Annotated in this window: 19 protein-coding genes and 1 tRNA gene; 13 read left to right on the plus strand and 7 right to left on the minus strand. The window is 57.7% G+C overall.

The features are described 5' to 3' along the window. The 5 genes from tuf to GC177_10510 form a co-directional block, all read right to left on the minus strand. Positions 1 to 141 (minus strand): elongation factor Tu (tuf, locus tag GC177_10490; GenBank protein MBI1276378.1); only part of this gene is annotated, 141 nt, incomplete at its 3' end. Between the two features lie 25 nt (positions 142 to 166). Next, complete coding sequence (gene fusA / locus GC177_10495) at positions 167 to 2,242, minus strand: elongation factor G (protein MBI1276379.1); 2,076 nt, start codon at positions 2,240 to 2,242, stop codon at positions 167 to 169. Positions 2,243 to 2,308: 66 nt separating this feature from the next. Then, positions 2,309 to 2,779, minus strand: coding sequence for a 30S ribosomal protein S7 (gene rpsG, locus GC177_10500; protein ID MBI1276380.1), 471 nt, complete (start codon positions 2,777 to 2,779; stop codon positions 2,309 to 2,311). A gap of 9 nt (positions 2,780 to 2,788) precedes the next feature. Further along, a complete protein-coding gene (locus tag GC177_10505; GenBank protein MBI1276381.1) occupies positions 2,789 to 3,160 on the minus strand; it encodes a 30S ribosomal protein S12 in 372 nt (123 codons plus the stop codon). Positions 3,161 to 3,453: 293 nt separating this feature from the next. Then, the gene (locus GC177_10510; protein ID MBI1276382.1) at positions 3,454 to 4,809 is read right to left on the minus strand and encodes a hypothetical protein; all 1,356 of its coding nucleotides are present in this window, start codon (positions 4,807 to 4,809) and stop codon (positions 3,454 to 3,456) included. 76 nt (positions 4,810 to 4,885) lie between these two features. Between GC177_10510 and GC177_10515 the strand changes: the two genes are divergently transcribed. From GC177_10515 to GC177_10530, 4 genes are read left to right on the plus strand one after another with little or no spacing between them, the layout of a single operon-like run. Next, positions 4,886 to 5,461 (plus strand): NADPH-dependent oxidoreductase, encoded by a 576-nt coding sequence (locus GC177_10515; protein MBI1276383.1) that lies wholly within the window; start codon positions 4,886 to 4,888, stop codon positions 5,459 to 5,461. Then, on the plus strand, positions 5,458 to 6,738 hold the full coding sequence (locus GC177_10520; protein ID MBI1276384.1) for an NAD(P)-binding protein: 1,281 nt from the start codon (positions 5,458 to 5,460) through the stop codon (positions 6,736 to 6,738). The genes GC177_10515 and GC177_10520 overlap by 4 nt, the downstream gene beginning before the upstream one ends. Before the next feature lies 1 nt (position 6,739). Further along, complete coding sequence (locus tag GC177_10525) at positions 6,740 to 7,912, plus strand: methyltransferase domain-containing protein (protein MBI1276385.1); 1,173 nt, start codon at positions 6,740 to 6,742, stop codon at positions 7,910 to 7,912. Then, positions 7,893 to 9,206, plus strand: coding sequence for an MFS transporter (locus tag GC177_10530; protein ID MBI1276386.1), 1,314 nt, complete (start codon positions 7,893 to 7,895; stop codon positions 9,204 to 9,206). Before GC177_10525 ends, GC177_10530 begins: the two co-directional genes overlap by 20 nt. Positions 9,207 to 9,467: 261 nt before the next feature. Here the strand turns inward: GC177_10530 and GC177_10535 are convergent, their stop codons facing one another. Beyond that, a complete protein-coding gene (locus GC177_10535; GenBank protein ID MBI1276387.1) occupies positions 9,468 to 9,662 on the minus strand; it encodes a Trm112 family protein in 195 nt (64 codons plus the stop codon). A gap of 139 nt (positions 9,663 to 9,801) precedes the next feature. Here GC177_10535 and GC177_10540 point away from each other — a divergent pair. Both GC177_10540 and GC177_10545 read left to right on the plus strand, forming a co-directional pair. Further along, positions 9,802 to 9,876, plus strand: a tRNA-Gly gene (locus tag GC177_10540). 51 nt (positions 9,877 to 9,927) lie between these two features. Continuing rightward, on the plus strand, positions 9,928 to 10,107 hold the full coding sequence (locus GC177_10545) for a hypothetical protein (GenBank protein MBI1276388.1): 180 nt from the start codon (positions 9,928 to 9,930) through the stop codon (positions 10,105 to 10,107). A gap of 3 nt (positions 10,108 to 10,110) precedes the next feature. On the opposite strand, the gene GC177_10550 is transcribed toward GC177_10545, so the two are convergent. Continuing rightward, positions 10,111 to 11,862 carry a hypothetical protein gene (locus tag GC177_10550; protein MBI1276389.1) on the minus strand — a complete coding sequence of 584 codons (1,752 nt, stop codon included), beginning with the start codon at positions 11,860 to 11,862 and terminating at the stop codon, positions 10,111 to 10,113. Between the two features lie 220 nt (positions 11,863 to 12,082). Between GC177_10550 and ruvA the strand changes: the two genes are divergently transcribed. The 7 genes from ruvA (at position 12,083) to GC177_10585 (ending at position 16,703) form a co-directional block, all read left to right on the plus strand. Continuing rightward, positions 12,083 to 12,721, plus strand: a complete 639-nt coding sequence (gene ruvA / locus GC177_10555; GenBank protein MBI1276390.1) for a Holliday junction branch migration protein RuvA — start codon at positions 12,083 to 12,085, stop codon at positions 12,719 to 12,721. Beyond that, positions 12,714 to 13,766, plus strand: coding sequence for a Holliday junction branch migration DNA helicase RuvB (gene ruvB, locus GC177_10560; GenBank protein MBI1276391.1), 1,053 nt, complete (start codon positions 12,714 to 12,716; stop codon positions 13,764 to 13,766). The genes ruvA and ruvB overlap by 8 nt, the downstream gene beginning before the upstream one ends. 59 nt (positions 13,767 to 13,825) lie before the next feature. Next, a complete protein-coding gene (locus GC177_10565; GenBank protein ID MBI1276392.1) occupies positions 13,826 to 14,209 on the plus strand; it encodes a YbgC/FadM family acyl-CoA thioesterase in 384 nt (127 codons plus the stop codon). Positions 14,210 to 14,303: 94 nt separating this feature from the next. After that, on the plus strand, positions 14,304 to 14,969 hold the full coding sequence (gene tolQ, locus GC177_10570) for a protein TolQ (GenBank protein MBI1276393.1): 666 nt from the start codon (positions 14,304 to 14,306) through the stop codon (positions 14,967 to 14,969). A gap of 8 nt (positions 14,970 to 14,977) precedes the next feature. Further along, entirely contained in the window at positions 14,978 to 15,418 is a 441-nt protein-coding gene (gene tolR, locus GC177_10575) for a protein TolR (protein MBI1276394.1), read from the plus strand. 2 nt (positions 15,419 to 15,420) lie between these two features. Next, positions 15,421 to 16,251, plus strand: coding sequence for a hypothetical protein (locus GC177_10580; GenBank protein MBI1276395.1), 831 nt, complete (start codon positions 15,421 to 15,423; stop codon positions 16,249 to 16,251). Positions 16,252 to 16,289: 38 nt separating this feature from the next. Further along, a complete protein-coding gene (locus tag GC177_10585; protein MBI1276396.1) occupies positions 16,290 to 16,703 on the plus strand; it encodes a hypothetical protein in 414 nt (137 codons plus the stop codon). Positions 16,704 to 16,761: the final 58 nt, after the last annotated feature.

The following is a 16,761-nucleotide window of genomic DNA, read 5'->3' on the forward strand; positions in this document are numbered from 1 at the left end:
ATAGGCCGTGTATTTCGCACCGCCAGCCTTGGCCAGCGTCTTCGTAATCGCAGCCGTCAACGACGTCTTGCCATGGTCAACGTGACCAATCGTCCCAATGTTTACGTGCGGCTTATTCCGCTCAAACTTCTCTTTTGACATGATTGTCTCCTATAGAATCAATATGTTAGGCAGCTTTGGCTTTAATTTCGTCGGCCACATGGGTCGGCACATCGCCATAGTGAGCGAACACCATGGAATATTGCGCACGGCCCTGGGTCATGGAGCGCAGCGTGTTCACATAGCCAAACATGTTGGCCAGAGGCACGAAGGCGTTCACCACCTGGGCGTTGCCACGCGGGTCCATCCCGGTGATCTGGCCGCGGCGGGAGTTCAAATCGCCGATGACGTCGCCCATGTATTCTTCCGGGGTAACGACTTCGACTTTCATGATCGGCTCGAGCAGCTTCGGACCGGCCTTGGGCATGCCTTCACGGAAGGCAGCGCGGGCCGCGATTTCGAATGCCAGGGAGCTTGAATCCACATCGTGGTATGCGCCGTCCACCAGACGGGCTTTGAAATCGATGCAGGGATAGCCGGCAATAACGCCCGTGTTTTGAGCAGCCGCCAGGCCTTTTTCCACACCCGGGATATATTCCTTGGGAACGGAACCGCCAACGATTTTGCTTTCAAATTCATAGCCTTTGCCGGTTTCATTCGGCTCGAACTCGATGATGACGCGAGCAAACTGACCGGAACCACCCGACTGTTTCTTGTGGGTGTAGTCCATGGTGTAGGGTTTGCTGATGGTTTCGCGGTAGGCCACCTGGGGGGCACCTACGTTGGCTTCCACCTTGAATTCGCGCTTCATGCGGTCGACGATGATCTCGAGGTGGAGCTCGCCCATACCTTTGATCACGGTCTGGCCGGTTTCCTGATCGGTCATCACGCGGAAGGAGGGATCCTCCTGAGCCAGACGGGAGAGAGCAACGCCCATTTTCTCCTGGTCGGCTTTCGATTTCGGCTCAACGGCCATCTCGATTACCGGCTCTGGGAATTCCATGCGCTCAAGAATCACCTTGTTGTCGGGATCGCAGAGCGTGTCACCGGTGGTCGTGTCTTTCAGACCGGCCAGTGCGATGATATCGCCAGCGTAAGCTTCCTTGATATCCTCACGGCTGTTTGCGTGCATCAGCAGCATACGGCCGATGCGCTCACGGCTGTCTTTGACGGAGTTGTAAACGTAGCTGGCACCCTCAAGTTTGCCGGAATAGATACGGGCGAAGGTAAGCGAACCCACGAACGGATCGGTCATGATCTTGAAGGCCAGAGCAGCAAACGGCTCTTTATCGTCAGCCTTGCGTGTCACTTCCTCGTCCGTGCCGAATTTCACGCCTTTGATGGCGGGAATATCGATCGGGGACGGGAGGAAATCCAACACGGCATCGAGCATCGGCTGAACGCCTTTGTTCTTGAATGCCGTACCGTTGAGAACGGGTACAAATTTACCGGTGATGGTGCCTTTGCGGATGCATTTTTTCAGGGTAGCCTCGTCCGGCTCTTTGCCTTCCAGGTAGGCTTCCATGGCGGCGTCGTCCATTTCAACGGCCATTTCGATCAGTTTTTCGCGATATTCCTTCGCCTGCTCTTTGAAGGCATCGGGGATTTCGCTGTATTCGAACTCAGCACCCAGGGTCTCGGCCTTCCAGGTGATGGCTTTCATTTTCACCAGGTCGATCATGCCCTGATATTCGTCTTCGGCACCCATGGGGAGCTGAACCGGCATGGCGTTGGCGCCAAGGCGGTCCTTCATCATGTCCACGCAGCGGAAGAAGTTGGCGCCCACGCGGTCCATCTTGTTGACGAAGCACATGCGGGGAACGCCGTATTTGTCGGCCTGACGCCATACGGTCTCAGACTGCGGCTCCACGCCGGCTACGGAATCGAACACGCAGATGGCGCCGTCGAGCACGCGCAGCGAACGTTCCACCTCGATGGTGAAATCCACGTGGCCGGGGGTATCGATGATGTTGATGCGGTGATCACCCCAGTAGCAGGTAGTGGCGGCGGACGTAATCGTGATACCGCGCTCCTGCTCCTGCTCCATCCAGTCCATCGTGGCGGCACCTTCGTGCACTTCACCGATTTTATGGGATTTACCGGTGTAATACAGGATACGCTCAGTGGTGGTGGTCTTACCGGCGTCGATGTGGGCCATGATGCCGATATTGCGGTATTTCTCGATAGGAGTCTGGCGGGCCATATATATCCTGAAAGGGCTAGAAACTTGAAATGCGAAAAGCCGGGCTGCAAGAGCCCGGCATCAATACTACCAGCGGAAGTGGGAGAAAGCCTTGTTGGCTTCGGCCATCTTGTGGGTGTCTTCACGCTTTTTCACGGCACCGCCGCGCATGTTGAAGGCATCCAGCAGCTCACCGCTCAGGCGGCCGCGCATGGTGCGCTCGCTGCGGTTGCGGGCGGCATTGATGATCCAGCGCAGAGCCAGGGCCTGACGGCGGGCTTCGCGAACTTCCATCGGCACCTGATAGGTGGCACCACCGACGCGGCGGGAGCGAACTTCGATGGAGGGCTTCACGTTATCGAGGGCTTTCTCGAACACTTCCAGCGGGTCACCGTTGCCCTTGCCGGAAAGCGTGTCGAACGCACCGTAGACGATGCTTTCGGCCACGGAGCGCTTGCCATGTTCCATGATGGAGTTGATGAATTTGCTGACCACGATGTTGCCGAACTTGGCATCGGGGTGAACTTCACGCGGTTCTGCGCGACGACGACGAGACATGGTAACTCCTTATTTCGGACGTTTGGCGCCGTAGGACGAACGACGCTGACGACGTTTGCTAACACCTTGAGTATCCAGCGTACCACGGATGATGTGGTAGCGGACCCCCGGCAAATCTTTTACACGGCCACCGCGGATGAGCACTACGGAGTGTTCCTGCAGGTTGTGGCCTTCACCCGGGATGTAGGCGGTGACTTCGAAGCCGTTGGTCAGGCGAACACGGGCTACTTTACGGAGAGCCGAGTTCGGCTTCTTTGGCGTGGTGGTGTATACGCGGGTGCATACGCCGCGTTTTTGGGGGCATGCTTGCATGGCGGGAACCTTGTTCCGCTTGCCTTGGGCGCTGCGCCCATGGCGCACCAGCTGATTCATCGTTGGCATATTCTTGTCTACTATCCTGCAGGTTGCGACAGATATTCTCTCCCAAAGCGACCGGCAGGCCGCGGGAAGGCGCATACATAGTGAGATGGATGTATGCCGTCAAGCGAAAATAGAGGAATCTTTAAGGATTTTGGCAAGGGAAATTGTTTTGTTGCTTCCCGCTTCGCGTTGCTACGCAATGAAGCAGTCGCTGGCGCGACGCTCTCGGCAGCCCCACCTGCTCGCAGGTCAATATGAATCAATAACTTAAGGAAACGGCAGCAAAGGCCTACGCCCTGCGCTGCGAGCACCCCCTAGCGGCCGCGCTGCCCCTTGTCCCGCGCGGCGGAAACACCGGCGACGGCTTCGGTGAATTTGCCAGCCAGGTTCAGCCCCTGGGCGGCCAGCTGCTTGATGAGGTCCTTGGATTCTTCATAGGAGGAAAGCTGACCGGTAAGAAAATTCATGTGCTCCTGTTCCAGCCGGTCGATCTCCTGGTCTACCTGTTTCATCACCTTTTTTATCAGTTGGGCCGGGGGGATTTTGTTGCCGCCGCCGGACTGGGAAGAGCTGGTATCCACCCTCTCCTGCTTCAGCAGCATGGCAATGCGGCGCTTGAGCTCGGGGTTATCCACCTCGTGCAGCAGGCGCTGCAGCTGGGCGATGGAGAGTTTGGGCCCTCCGCGCTCCATCTCCTCAATACGGCGGAGAAGTTTGGAGGCATCGCGCACCAGATCGTCCAGTTCCTCAAGCTCCACTTTATAATTGTCGTTCACCGTATCGGCCAGGGCCGCGGCGAAGAGCATGGCATATTTCTCATAATGCCCCTGAAGGCGAAGCCCCAGAGTGCCGAGATATTGCCAGTCGCTTTCCGCCACATGGCGCTTGGGATCGAAAACCGAGCGAGCCTTGCCGCCAAACACGCCACTTTTGGTTTTAAAAGCCGCACGCAGGGCCAAAGGATGCATGATCTGCAGCCAGATGTTGGCAAGCGCCCGCCTGCCCTGCTCGGCAATGGCGGCTTTGGCGTCCAGCACCGGCAGGTGGGTTTTGCGGACGGATTCCTCCTCCAGCATGGCGGGGGCGTTTTTTGAGGCGTGCTTTAATTGCTGAAAAAAGCCCCCGAGATAGATCATGCCGTTCAGAAAATCTTCGGGCTCGAGCCTTTCCCAGCTGCCGTGGGCGGTGGCGGCATGCCGGCTGGGTGGGCGATAGCGCTCCGCCACGCGGTAGCGCAATTGCTGGCGCAACCCCTCCGTATCGCGCCCGTAGCGGGCTTGAAACTCCATGATATCCAGCAGCATGATTTCTTCGGGCACGTCCACGTCCCGCGCATGGCGGATGAGGCTGCGCTTCTGTTCCCGCGCGAGTTTGGCGGTTTTTTCATGCTGGTCATCCTGGTCTTCCCAATAAATATGGGGGCCCGCGCCCATCCAGCGGGAGCGCTGACGCATGGACTGAAGGTAAAAGGCAACCGAGGAAACAGTGAGATCCGGATGGGCGGCATCCCCGGCAGACCAGGCGCGGATGAGATCGTGATACGCCTCCACCGGCGGGCGCAGGTCCCGCCGCCCGGCTTTCAGGCCGCTTTCATCCTCGAGTGACCGTATCTCGCGATAGAGCCCGTCAAGCATTTCCAGCAGAAGGGTTTTTTTGTTATCTGTTGCCATGCAATATAGTTGCGAGAAGCCGAATCAGGATGTTACATGCACACTATATAATAAGTGGTAAGCATGGGAAACATTCGTGCCGGGACCTAACACCGTTGGACAGATTCTTGGCATCGCCGCCTCCACGCGTCCGGATTCCGTCAACCGCCTGTTGCTCAAGCATGTATTTAAGCTGCTAGAATCCCAAGGGATTGCCTGCGTCAGCCCCGATTATGCCGAGCTGGACGCCCCTTCTTACAGCGATATGGGCTATCAGCAGCAGGGCATGCCGCCCGGCCCGGCCAAGCTGGTGACCATGATGGGCCGCTGCAATGCCATGATCATCGCCGTGCCGGAATATAACTGGTCCTACCCCGGAAGCCTGAAAAACATCGTCGACTGGGTCTCCTGCCTCAAGCCATGCCCGCTGGCCGGGCTGCCGATATTGCTGCTGGCGGCCTCGCCCTCGCTGCAGGGCGGCGTGAAGGGGCTGATCCATTTCCGCGTGCCGCTGGAGGCATTGGGCGGCTATGTTTATCCCAAGCTTTTCACCGTTTCCGACGCGCTGAACGTGATGGACGAGCACGCCATCACCCATCCCCGCATCCGGGACGGGCTGGCGGAAACGGTGACGGGATTCCTTGATTACAGCCGGAGGTTAAGCGGCGTATGAAAGTAGCGGTGATCGGATCGGGCCTGGCGGGCCTTACAGCGGCATGGCTGCTTTCACGCGAATATGAGGTGCATCTGTTCGAGGCTTCGCCCACCATCGGCGGGCTGTGCCAGACGGTGGATGCAACCGTGGAGGGCAAAAGCTTCCCGGTCGATATCGGCTTTATGCTGTATAACGATAAGAATTACGGCAACCTGTGCAACCTGTTGCGGCAGCTCGGGGTGGAAGGGCACACGGCGCAGCTGGGCTTCAGCCTGCATGAGGACGGGGCGGATATTCCGTTTGAATATGCCAACAAAAATCTGGATTCCATGTTTGCGCAGCGCTGGCGGCTTTTGGATGCGCAACACTGGCGCATGCTGCTGGATATCATGAAATTCAACCGCTTCGTTACGCGCATGCTGGCCGGCGGCATTCAGCCAGGCGTGCCACTGGCGGATTTTCTGAAACAGTCCCGTGTCAGCAAACGCCTGGTGGAGCGCTATCTGCTGCCGATGGGTGGCGCGCTTTTTGCCACCTCAATGGTGGATATGCTGGCATTTCCCGCAGCAAGCTTTTTACGCCATCTGCAACAGCATGGCCTGCTTTATGGCGCGGAACCGCGTGAATGGCGCAGTATCAAAGGAGGCAGCCAGGCGCTGCTGCAAAAGCTGATTGAGCCATTTAAGGAACGTATTTACGTCAATGAGTCGGTGACGTCGCTTGAGCGGCTTGAGCTGGGCGTCAATATCAAAACCTCACTGGACAAGGAAGAGCATTTCAACCACGCCGTGATCGCCTGCCATCCAGATAAGTCCCTGAAATTTCTTAAACTTCTTTCCGCCGAAGAGCATGCTTTGCTGAGCTGCTTCAATCACCACGTCAACCGCGCCGTATTGCATACGGACACGGCGCTGATGCCGCAGAACCAGGCCTGCTGGACCAGCCATAACGTGATGAGCTTCACCGGAGACAGCCACCGCAGCGGGCAGCAGATACCCCTTACCTACTGGCTGAACGTCATCCAGTCGCTGCCGGTGGAAAAGCCGGTATTGCTGTCGCTCAACCCGACCATTGAGCCGGATAAGGAAAAGACACTCGGCGAATATGCCCTGCCCACGCCGCAGCTCAACACCAATGCAAGCAAGGCGCAGACGCGCATCAAAACCATCCAGGGCAAGGGCGGGTTCTGGTATTGCGGGGCCTATCAGATGTGCGGCACGGCGGAAGACGCCGTCTATTCCGCCATCCGCGTGGCCAAGGATCTGGGTGTGACGATTCCGTGGGATATTACCTGAGATGATTCTCGGACAGGCCTTATCCAAAACGCTGCTTGCCGCGCTCAAGCACATGAAGCTGGGGCAATTCACCCTCACCCTGCCCGATGGCGGGCAGCATCATTTCCAGGGCACGCTGCCGGGGCCGACGGCACGGGTAAACATCCATGACTGGAACGTGATCAGCCGTCTGGTGACCAACAGCGATGCCGGATTCGCCGAGGATTACCGCGACGGCAAATGGGACACGGACGATCTGCCCGGCTTTCTTACATTGGTGGGGCTGAACGAGGCCAAACTCGAGACCTTTTACCAGAGCACCTGGTGGGCCAAGCTGGTGCTTGGCTTCAAAAAGCTGATGCATTCGCACATGCGTTTCGACATCAAAAACCATGTGAAGGCGCATACGGACCTCGGCAATGAATTCTATGAGCTCTGGCTGGATCCCAGCATGAGCTTTTCCGGCGCCATTTTTGAAGGAAAGGACGGCGACCTGGAAGCGGCGCAGCAGCGCAAGCACCGCCGCATTCTCGAGCGCCTTAAAGGCAGAGGGCAATTGCTGGAAATCGGCTTCGGCTGGGGCGGATTTGCCGAAGAGGCCGTGAAGGCCGGGCATGAGGTGACGGGCATCACCCGCTCGCCGGAGCAGCTGAGCTATGCCAGCGCCAGGCTGGCGGATGCCGTAAAACGCCATGTGGCCCGGCTCAAGCTGATGGATTTTCGCGAGGTGAAGCAGGCGTTCGACCATATTGTGTCGATTGAGACGTTTGAGGCGGTGGGCGAGCGGGAATGGCCGGGGTTTTTCGCCCATCTGGCGCAATGCCTGAAACGGCAGGGGCGCGCGGTGATCCAGACCATCACGGTGAATGACTCGATCTTCACCGAATACCGCAAACGCAGCGAAATGATCCAGCAATACAGCTTTCCCGGGGGGATGCTGCCCTCTCCCTCGCGCTTTGCGGAAGAGGCGCAAAAGGCCGGGCTTAAGGTGATGGACGTCTATGAGTTCAGCAAGGATTACGCCATCACGCTCAGGCACTGGCTGAAATGTTTCGACGAGCAGCGCGAGCAGGTGAAAAAACTCGGGTTTGATGAAGGCTTCATCCGGCTCTGGCGTTTTTACCTGAGCCATTGCATCGCGGGCTTCGCCACGGAGCGCACGCAGGTTTATCAGTATGAGCTTGCGCATGCCTAAAGCCCCCGCACGGTTGCCGAAGAACCAGCTGCTGTTCTACGGCTTCATCGGGCTGCCGCTCGCCATGGGCGGGCTGCCGCTGTTCATGCATATTCCGCCGCTGTTCACGGGGCATTACGGCATTTCGATGGGCAGCATCGCCACGGTGCTGATCGCCATCCGCATGCTGGATGCCGTGGCGGACCCGTTCATCGGCCATTTCAGCGACCGTTACGGCAGCACCCTGCCCCGCCAGCGGCGGCTGGTGGCCATCGGCTCCATCGGCCTGGCGCTTGGACTTTGGGGGTTTTCCGTTCCCCTGCCTATGGAGCATGCAACGGCATGTTTTGCCTTTCTGCTGGCATTCTGCGCGCTTTCCTACAGCCTGACGATGATCAACACGCTGGCGCTCGGCGCATGCCTTTCCCGCGGGTATGAGGAGCAGAACCGCATCAGCGCCTGGCGCGAGGGCTTCAGCCTGCTTGGCGTGCTGCTCGCCTCCACCCTGCCGATGGTGCTGGCGGAAAAGGGCGACCATCTGGGGACGATGGGCTGGTTCGCCCTGCTTTGCAGCGTCGGTACGGTGGCGGCGCTCATCCTGCTGAGCCGCCTGGCGCCGGACCATCATTACATCAAAGAGCGCATGCACAGCGCCGCAGGAGCATGGAAGGCCATGTTCGCGCCGCTCAGGGAATCGCATATGCGGTGGATACTGGCCGTTGCGCTCAGTAACGCCATTGCGGTGTGCGTGCCATTGACACTTGCAATCTATTACATTCAAGACGTCATACAAGCCTATGAATACAATGGTGCTTTTGTTGGCGTCTATTTTCTCACCGGCGCGGTGTGCATGCCTTTCTGGCTGAAGCGCAGCCGCAGGCTCGGCAAAAAGCGGAGCTGGATGGCAGCCATGGCGGTATCGGCCTGTAGTTTTGCGTTCGCCGCCTTCCTGAAGGCAGGAGATGAGGGGCTTTTTCTGGTGGTTTGCGTGCTTTCCGGCATCGGACTTGGGGCGGATCTGGTGTTCGGCCCTTCCATGATGGGCGATGTGATCCATGAAATGAAGGACCATCAGCAGCCCGGGCTGGTGTTCGGGCTCTGGAACTTCATGAACAAAAGCGCACTGACGCTGGCGGCGGCCATCGCCCTGCCCCTGCTGGCGCTGGCGGGTTATACTCCCGCGCAGGCTTCGCCGCCGGAAGCCATCCGCGCATTGGCTTGCGCCTATGCGCTTTTGCCGCTGTTGTTCAAGGCAATCGCTTTCGTGCTGCTGTGGAAAAGTCCGCTGGACGGGCAGTTTAGGCAGGAGCCCTGATTTCCATTATTCAGGGGATGCGCCATGGATCCCCGGTTGCCGCTGCGCGGCACCGAGGATGACGAAGAATCGAGCGGCATAGCTTGATTTATTTTTTAGCCAGCATGTATTCCAGCTTGCGGAGCGCGGTGCGCTTGAGCGCCTCCTCCTGCCCGAGCGGGCCGCTGACGACCACCTCCTTGCCCGTGGCCTCATCCAGCGCGGCGACACGAAGCATATTGCCTACCTGCCGTATTTCGAAAAAGATGCTGCCGTTTGCACTCATGCCAGTTTGCGCGCCTCGTCCACCAGCATGATGGGGATACCGTCGCGTATCGGGTAGGCCAGCTTGGCCGAGGGGCTGACGAGCTCCTGCTTTTTGGCATCATATTCCAGCGGCTGCTTGGTAAGCGGGCATACCAGCACCTCCAGCAATTTGGGGTCCACTTTATGTTCGCTACCGGCGGTTTTGGCCATGAGATGCGTCCTTTGCGCGGGAAATGAAATTTCTTTTCTTTTAGCAAAAACGCGCTTGCAATGGCGAAGAATTTTACTATGCTCCGCCCACATTTTCGCCCCGGCCTTCGATTGAAGGAGATAGCGGGCGCTTTCGGATGCGGGTGTAGCTCAGGGGTAGAGCACGACCTTGCCAAGGTCGGGGTCGAGGGTTCGAATCCCTTCACCCGCTCCAGATTGAAGCCAGCGACCGCTGGCTTTTTTGTTTGCGCTTCGGAGTGACCTTATGAATCGCCTCCTGCCGTTCCTGTTTCTTTTTACGCTGGCTGGCTGCGCCATGGGCGAAGTCACGCTGCGCAACCCGCAGAGCAAACAGAGCGTGAGCTGTAACGGGTATGATTCGGCCTGTATCGCGGATTATAAGAAGCTGGGCTTCAAGCCGGTGGAAGACGAAGAGAAGAAATAACCCCTATTTTGCCGCCACTTCCTTTTCCGGCTTTTCAATACGGAATGCCGGGAAGGATACGGATACAGCAGTGCCGATGCCCGGCTGGCTCTGGATAGCCAGGTCGCCGCCGTGAATTTCGGTAAACATGCGGCAGAGCGGCAGGCCGAGGCCGGTGCCTTCCGGGTGTGTGGTGCGGTGGACCTGGCCGAAGACGGAGAGCGCCACGGGGATGTCGTCCTCGCTCATGCCGATGCCGCTATCTTCCACGGTGATGACCGGTTCATGGCGGGAATTGACGTGGTAGCGCACACGGATGTGGCCCTGGTCGGTGAATTTGACGGCATTGGTGAGCAGGTTGAGCAGGAGCTGGCGGATCTTGCGGGAATCGCCGTAGAAATCAGGGCCGGATTCGGGCAGATCCAGCTGAATGTCGAGCCCCTTGCCACGGGCGCGGGGCTCGATCATGCGGACGCATTCCTGGATGTTGCGGCCCAGGTCGAACCAGGTTTCGGTGATCTCCATCTTGCCGGCTTCGGTTTTGGAAAATTCCAGGATGTCGTTGATGAGTTGAAGCAAATGGTTGCCGCAAAGGTGGATGTCGTGCACACGCTCTTTCTGCTTGGGCGAAAGTTTGCCGAAATAGCCCGCATCCATCATTTCCGAGAATCCGATGATGGCATTGAGCGGGGTGCGGAGCTCGTGGCTCATGTTAGCCAGAAAGTCCGACTTGGCCTGGCTGGCCATGAGGGCATTGGCCTCTGATTCCTCCACGCGGCGGATCTGGCTGACCATGGTCCAGGCGAAATAGGACAGCACCGCGCCGAAAATGGCGAACATGGCAAGAAAGCCGATATCCTTGCGGCGGTCGTTGCGCCACTGGCGAAGGTAGTCCCGCTCATCCAGCACCACGTTCACCCAAAGCGGGGTGGTGCGCAGCTCACGCATGGCGAGCAGTTTTTCGTTGCCGTTATATTGCTCGGTCAGCAGCTGCATGATACCGGGCTTGGCGGCATTCATGCGGCGACGGACCTGGTCGATCATGTACACATCCTCCTCCTCATCCGCACTGCCGGAAACGACCAGCTCCGCCCGGGGGGAGACAATGCTCAGGTAATTCCAGTGCGAGGGCTCAATGGAGCGGAAAAACTGGATGAAATAGTCAGGATCGATGGCGGCGAAGACGATGCCGCCCACCTCCCCGTTCATGCGGTACAGCACGCGCACGAGCAGGATGAGGGATTTGGATTTGTCCGTTGCAGGAGGCTGGTAGAGGAACACGTCCTTTTCGCCCCGGGCGCCATCGACCATGGATTTGAAAAAATCCTCCTTCCGTACATCCACCCCGACGGGGAAGAGGTCCTTACCCTGGGTGCGGGTGGCTTCAAGCACGATTTTCCCATTCGTATCGGCCAGGTAAAGCCCATAAATCTGCGGGGTTTCCTTGACCCAGTTGACGAAGTTGTTCTCGATGTCGCTGAGCAGCTGATTACCGAAAAGCTCGTTAAAATAATGGCGCTCCGTGGCGCGGCGAAGGGTCATGTCCACAGCCAGAAAGGTGAGCTCCACATGGCTGACGACGGATTGGATGAGACGGGTGGCCTGCTCGCGCCCCATGGCTTCCGCCGCCTGGCGTGCGCGAAAGCCCTGATAGCCCACCGTGATGCAGAAAAACATGAGGATGGCCGCGCTGAAGGCCATCATTCCCCAGGCGCGCAGGCTGGTGGCCTCCTGGCGGTCTTTATGGGTGATGATGTGGCTGACGTTGGTTCCCATGCCACCGCATCATTGACAAAAATAATTAAAATACTGAAAATTCTTCACGTTTACACCCTGTTTTCATATGGATAGCCTACTACCGGGCTTCCGGCTGGGCATCTCTTTCGTTTTTTTATAAATCAACCAGTTAACCTGCCAGTATGACAATTTTGCGATGGCCCATTGCCAAGGCCGCGCAAGCCGCCCATAATGCATCGTTAAGCAATAAGATGGGCATATGATTGGGAAGCTTCGCGGGAAAATAGACCATATTGGCGACGACCATCTGCTGCTGGACGTCAACGGCGTGGGCTATGTGGTGCATGGGTCGCAGAAACTCCTGTCCAAGGCTGCGTATGGCGAGGCCATGGCCGTACTGATCGACACCCAGGTGCGGGAGGATGCCATTACGCTGTACGGGTTTGCCGATGCGGCGGAGCAGCAGTGGTTTAGGCTGCTGACGCAGGTTCAGGGGGTGGGATCCAAGGTTGGGCTGGCGATTCTTTCCACGCTTTCGGCCAATGACCTGTCGCTTGCCATCGGCAGCGGGGATGCGCGGATGATGCAGCGTGTGAGCGGGGTTGGGCCCAAACTGGCACTGCGTATTGTGACGGAATTGAAGGATAAGGCAGCGTTGGCCAAGGTCAGCGCGGAGCCCTTCATTGCGCCCGCTGCGGCGAAAGGCGCTGAAAAGGCCCCTGCCCCGGCTGTGGCGGATATCAGTGAAGATGCCATCGCCGCGCTGGGCAGCCTGGGTTACGGGCGCTCGGAGGCCTTTCAGGCCGTGGCACGGGCGATGAAGGCGCAGCCGGAGATTGCGAGCCTTCAGCAACTCATTCCCGCCGCGCTGAAAGAGTTGAGCAGCCAGCATGCATGATTCGCTGCATAACACACTGATTGAGGCCGAGCAGCAGCCGGGCGACCTGCAGGGCGAAAGCAGCCTGCGGCCGGATATGCTGGCGGATTTCACCGGCCAGGCGCAGGCGTGCAAGAACCTGAAGATTTTCATTGATGCCGCTAGGGCGCGCGGCGAATCGCTGGACCATGTGCTGTTTTACGGCCCGCCGGGACTGGGCAAGACCACCCTTTCGCAGATCATCTCGCGCGAGATGGGGGTGGGGTTTCATACGACATCGGGGCCGATCCTTACCAAGCCGGGCGATCTGGCCGCATTGCTAACGAATCTTCAGGCAGGCGATGTGCTGTTCATCGACGAGATTCATCGCCTGAATGCGGCGGTAGAGGAAGTGCTCTATCCGGCGATGGAGGATTACAAGCTCGATATCATGATCGGGCAAGGCCCGGCGGCGCGGAGCGTGCGCATTGATTTGCCAAAATTCACGCTGGTGGGGGCGACGACGCGGCTTGGGCTGCTGGCCAACCCGCTGCGCGACCGGTTTGGCATTCCCTTGAAGCTGCAGTTTTACAGCGTGGATGAACTGAAGACGGTGATCACACGCGGCGCGCGGATTTTGAATGTGCCGATTGAAGATGAAGGCGCGGAAGAAATTGCCAAACGCGCGCGGGGCACGCCGAGGATTGCCGTGCGGCTGCTCAAGCGCGTGCGGGATTTCACCCATGCGCACGGGACGGACAGCATCACACGCGCACTGGCCGACCTTGCGCTTTCGGCGCTGGATGTGGACCATCAGGGGCTGGACGCGGCCGACCGGCGCTACATGAACATCATGGCGGAATTTTACGGCGGCGGACCGGTGGGTGTGGAAACGCTCGCCGCCGCATTGGCGGAGGAGCGCGACTCGCTGGAAGAGACGATTGAGCCCTATCTGCTTCAGATCGGCTATATCCAGCGCACGCCGCGCGGGCGGATGCTGACGGCGCCGGGGTATCATCACATCGGGCTGACGCCGCCTGCCGCGCCGAGTGTGCCGCAACTTTCGCTGCTGGAAGACAGTGAATGACGATGAAAGCCGAGCTGCCGACTTCCGGAAAGATCGCGGATGGAAAGCATTCCATCACCATGCGCGTTTATTACGAAGACACGGATGCGGGCGGCATTGTCTATCATGGCAATTACTTTCGCTTCGCCGAGCGGGCGCGGACGGAAATGCTGCGGGTGATGGGGTATAACCAGAGTGAACTGTGGAAGGAACCGGGCATCGGGTTTGTGATGCGGCGGGCGGAAATCGAGTATTTCAAGGCCATTAGGCTGGATGATGTCATTACCGTGGAAAGCCACTTGCAAGCCCTAGGGCGAACCAGTATGACTATGCACCAGAATTTGCGTCGCGGGGCCGATTTGATGGCCAGCATTGTGGTGGTACTGGTTGGGGTTGACCGGAATTTCAAACCCATCCGTATGCCAGAGGACATTGCACAGGCCTTGCTGCGGATTCGCGAATAATTCCCCATTCATTCCTAGGTAATCTGCTGTGTCCAACGCTGTTCAAGCTTCCGAACTCGCCGGTAATATTGCGGCCTCCGCGCATGATCTGTCCATGATCGGCCTTTTCTGGCAGGCCGATATCGTCGTGAAGGTCGTGATGATCTGCCTGTTGCTGGCATCTTTCTGGTGCTGGTCGATCATTTTTTCCAAGATCATGAGCATTAAGGGCATGTATGCCAGCGGGACGCGGTTTGAAGAAAAATTCTGGGAGAGCAACGACCTGGATGATTTTTACACGCAATACAGCCGCAAGCGCGCGCACCCGCTGCACCGCGTGTACATGGCGGGCATGGAGGAATGGAACCTGATCAAGAGCCGCCCGCCGAAAGACCCGGACCAGAAACGCTCGCTGCTGGAGCGCATCAGCCAATTGATGATGGTGGCGCGTAACAAAGAGATTGAACAGATGGAACATGGGCTTGGGTTTCTGGCCACCATCGGTTCCACCGGCCCGTTCATCGGGTTGTTCGGTACCGTGTGGGGTATCATGAACAGCTTCCAGAACATCGCCGTGCAGAAAAGCACCAACCTGGCCGTGGTGGCCCCCGGCATCGCCGAGGCGCTGTTCGCCACCGCCATCGGGCTGTTCGCCGCTATTCCGGCGGTGGTGTTCTATAACAAGATTTCCGCCGACATCACCAAATTCAGCGGGTTGATGGAGGATTTCTCCACCGAGTTCGGCGCATTGATTTCCCGCCAGCTTGACGCATCGCGCTAGGGGGCGGCATGGGCGCATCCATCAACAGCAACAACCGCCGCACGCGCTCCCGCCGGGGCGTGATGAGCGAGATCAACGTCACGCCGTTTGTGGATGTGATTCTTGTATTGCTCATCATCTTCATGGTGGCCGCGCCGATGTTGACCGCCGGCGTGACGGTGGACCTGCCGGACAGCGCCGCATCCGCCCTGCCGGGCGATGACGAGCCGCTGACCTTGAGCGTGAACGCCAAGGGCCAGATATTCGTACAGGAGACGGAAGTACCGCTGGAGGAACTCATCGCAAAACTCGAAGCCATCACCAATGCCAAAAAGGACACGCGCATTTTCATCCGCGGGGACAAACAGGTGGATTACGGCAAGGTGATGCAGGTGATGGGGGCCATCAATGCAGCGGGGTTCAGTAAGGTGGCCCTGGTGACCGCCCCCATGGACAGTGCGCGGAGATAGCATTGGATTACGACCTCAAACGAGGTATGACCGCATCCGGCATTTTGCACGGGCTGATGTTTATTGCCATCATGCTCGGCATTCCGAGCATGCTGTCCAACAAGGACCCGATGGACGTGCCGCTGCCGATGGTGGTGGAGATTGTGCCCATCGGCGCCAAGACCAACGTGGCGCCGCAGGAAAAGCAGATGAAGCAGGACAAGCCGAAGCCCAAGGAACCGCCCAAGCCCAAGGAGCAGGAAAAACCGAAGGAAGAAGTGAAGCCGGAGCCACTGCCCGAGCCGGAGCCCAAAAAGCCCGAGCCGGAAAAAGAAAAGGTGCCCGAGAAGCCGAAGGAAGAACCGACCCCGCTGAAAAAGCCGGAGAAGGAGAAGCCGAAGGAAGAGAAGAAGAAAGAAGACAAAAAGGCGGATGATGATTTTGAGAGCGTGTTGAAAAACCTTGCGGCTACCGCGAGCGACACGAACAAGAAGGAAGTCAAGAATACCGACTATGACCCTAGTCAAAAGATGAGTGTAACTGAGCTGGATGCACTGCAAGCGCGTTTCAATGAGGCTATGGTAAAATGCTGGACCATGCCAGCGGGAATACGAGATGCGCATAAAATGATCGTGGCCTTGCAAATTACCATGCTGCCTGATGGCAACGTACAGGATGTGCAAATCAAGGATACAACACGCTATGCAACCGATGCTGGTTTCCGAGCCGCCGCGGAAAGCGCTGTGCGCGCCGTGCGTTTGTGCAGCCCCTATGGAAAAATTATGCCCATGGATAAATATGCCGATTGGCAAATTATCAACATGAATTTTGACCCTAGTGACGTTCTTTATTAGTCTTCTTCACTCCTCCAAGGAAGCAAGGAGCCCCCAACATGACCAAAACCCCATGGGCTCTGACTTTATCGTTACTGCTAACAGCATGCACCCAGACTTTCTCGCATTCATCCGAGGCCATGGATCAGCATGAGCTTGATAAATTCACTGAACGTTTCAATCAGCATATGGCTCCCTGTTTTGCTATGCCATCAGGTTTAACAGATATGCGTAATGTCCCAAACATGATCGTTCATTTGAAGGTCACCATGCTTCCTAACGGTGGTGTGCATGATGTGAAAATCACTGATACAGAGCGTTACAAAAGTGATCCGGCATTTCGCGCGACGGCTAATAGCTTTGAACGTGCCGTGCGCCTTTGCTCGCCTTATGATAAAATTTTGCCAATGGATAGGTATCTCGACTGGCAAATCATTGAGATGGACTTTGACCCCAGTCCCATTCTTCATTAGAACCATTTCTCTCATGCTCATAAAAACAAAGAGGCCGGACATGAAAAAGACGTTTTGG

It is taken from the genome of bacterium, assembly GCA_016124905.1.
Lineage (GTDB): Bacteria > Pseudomonadota > Alphaproteobacteria > Rickettsiales > RI-342 > RI-342.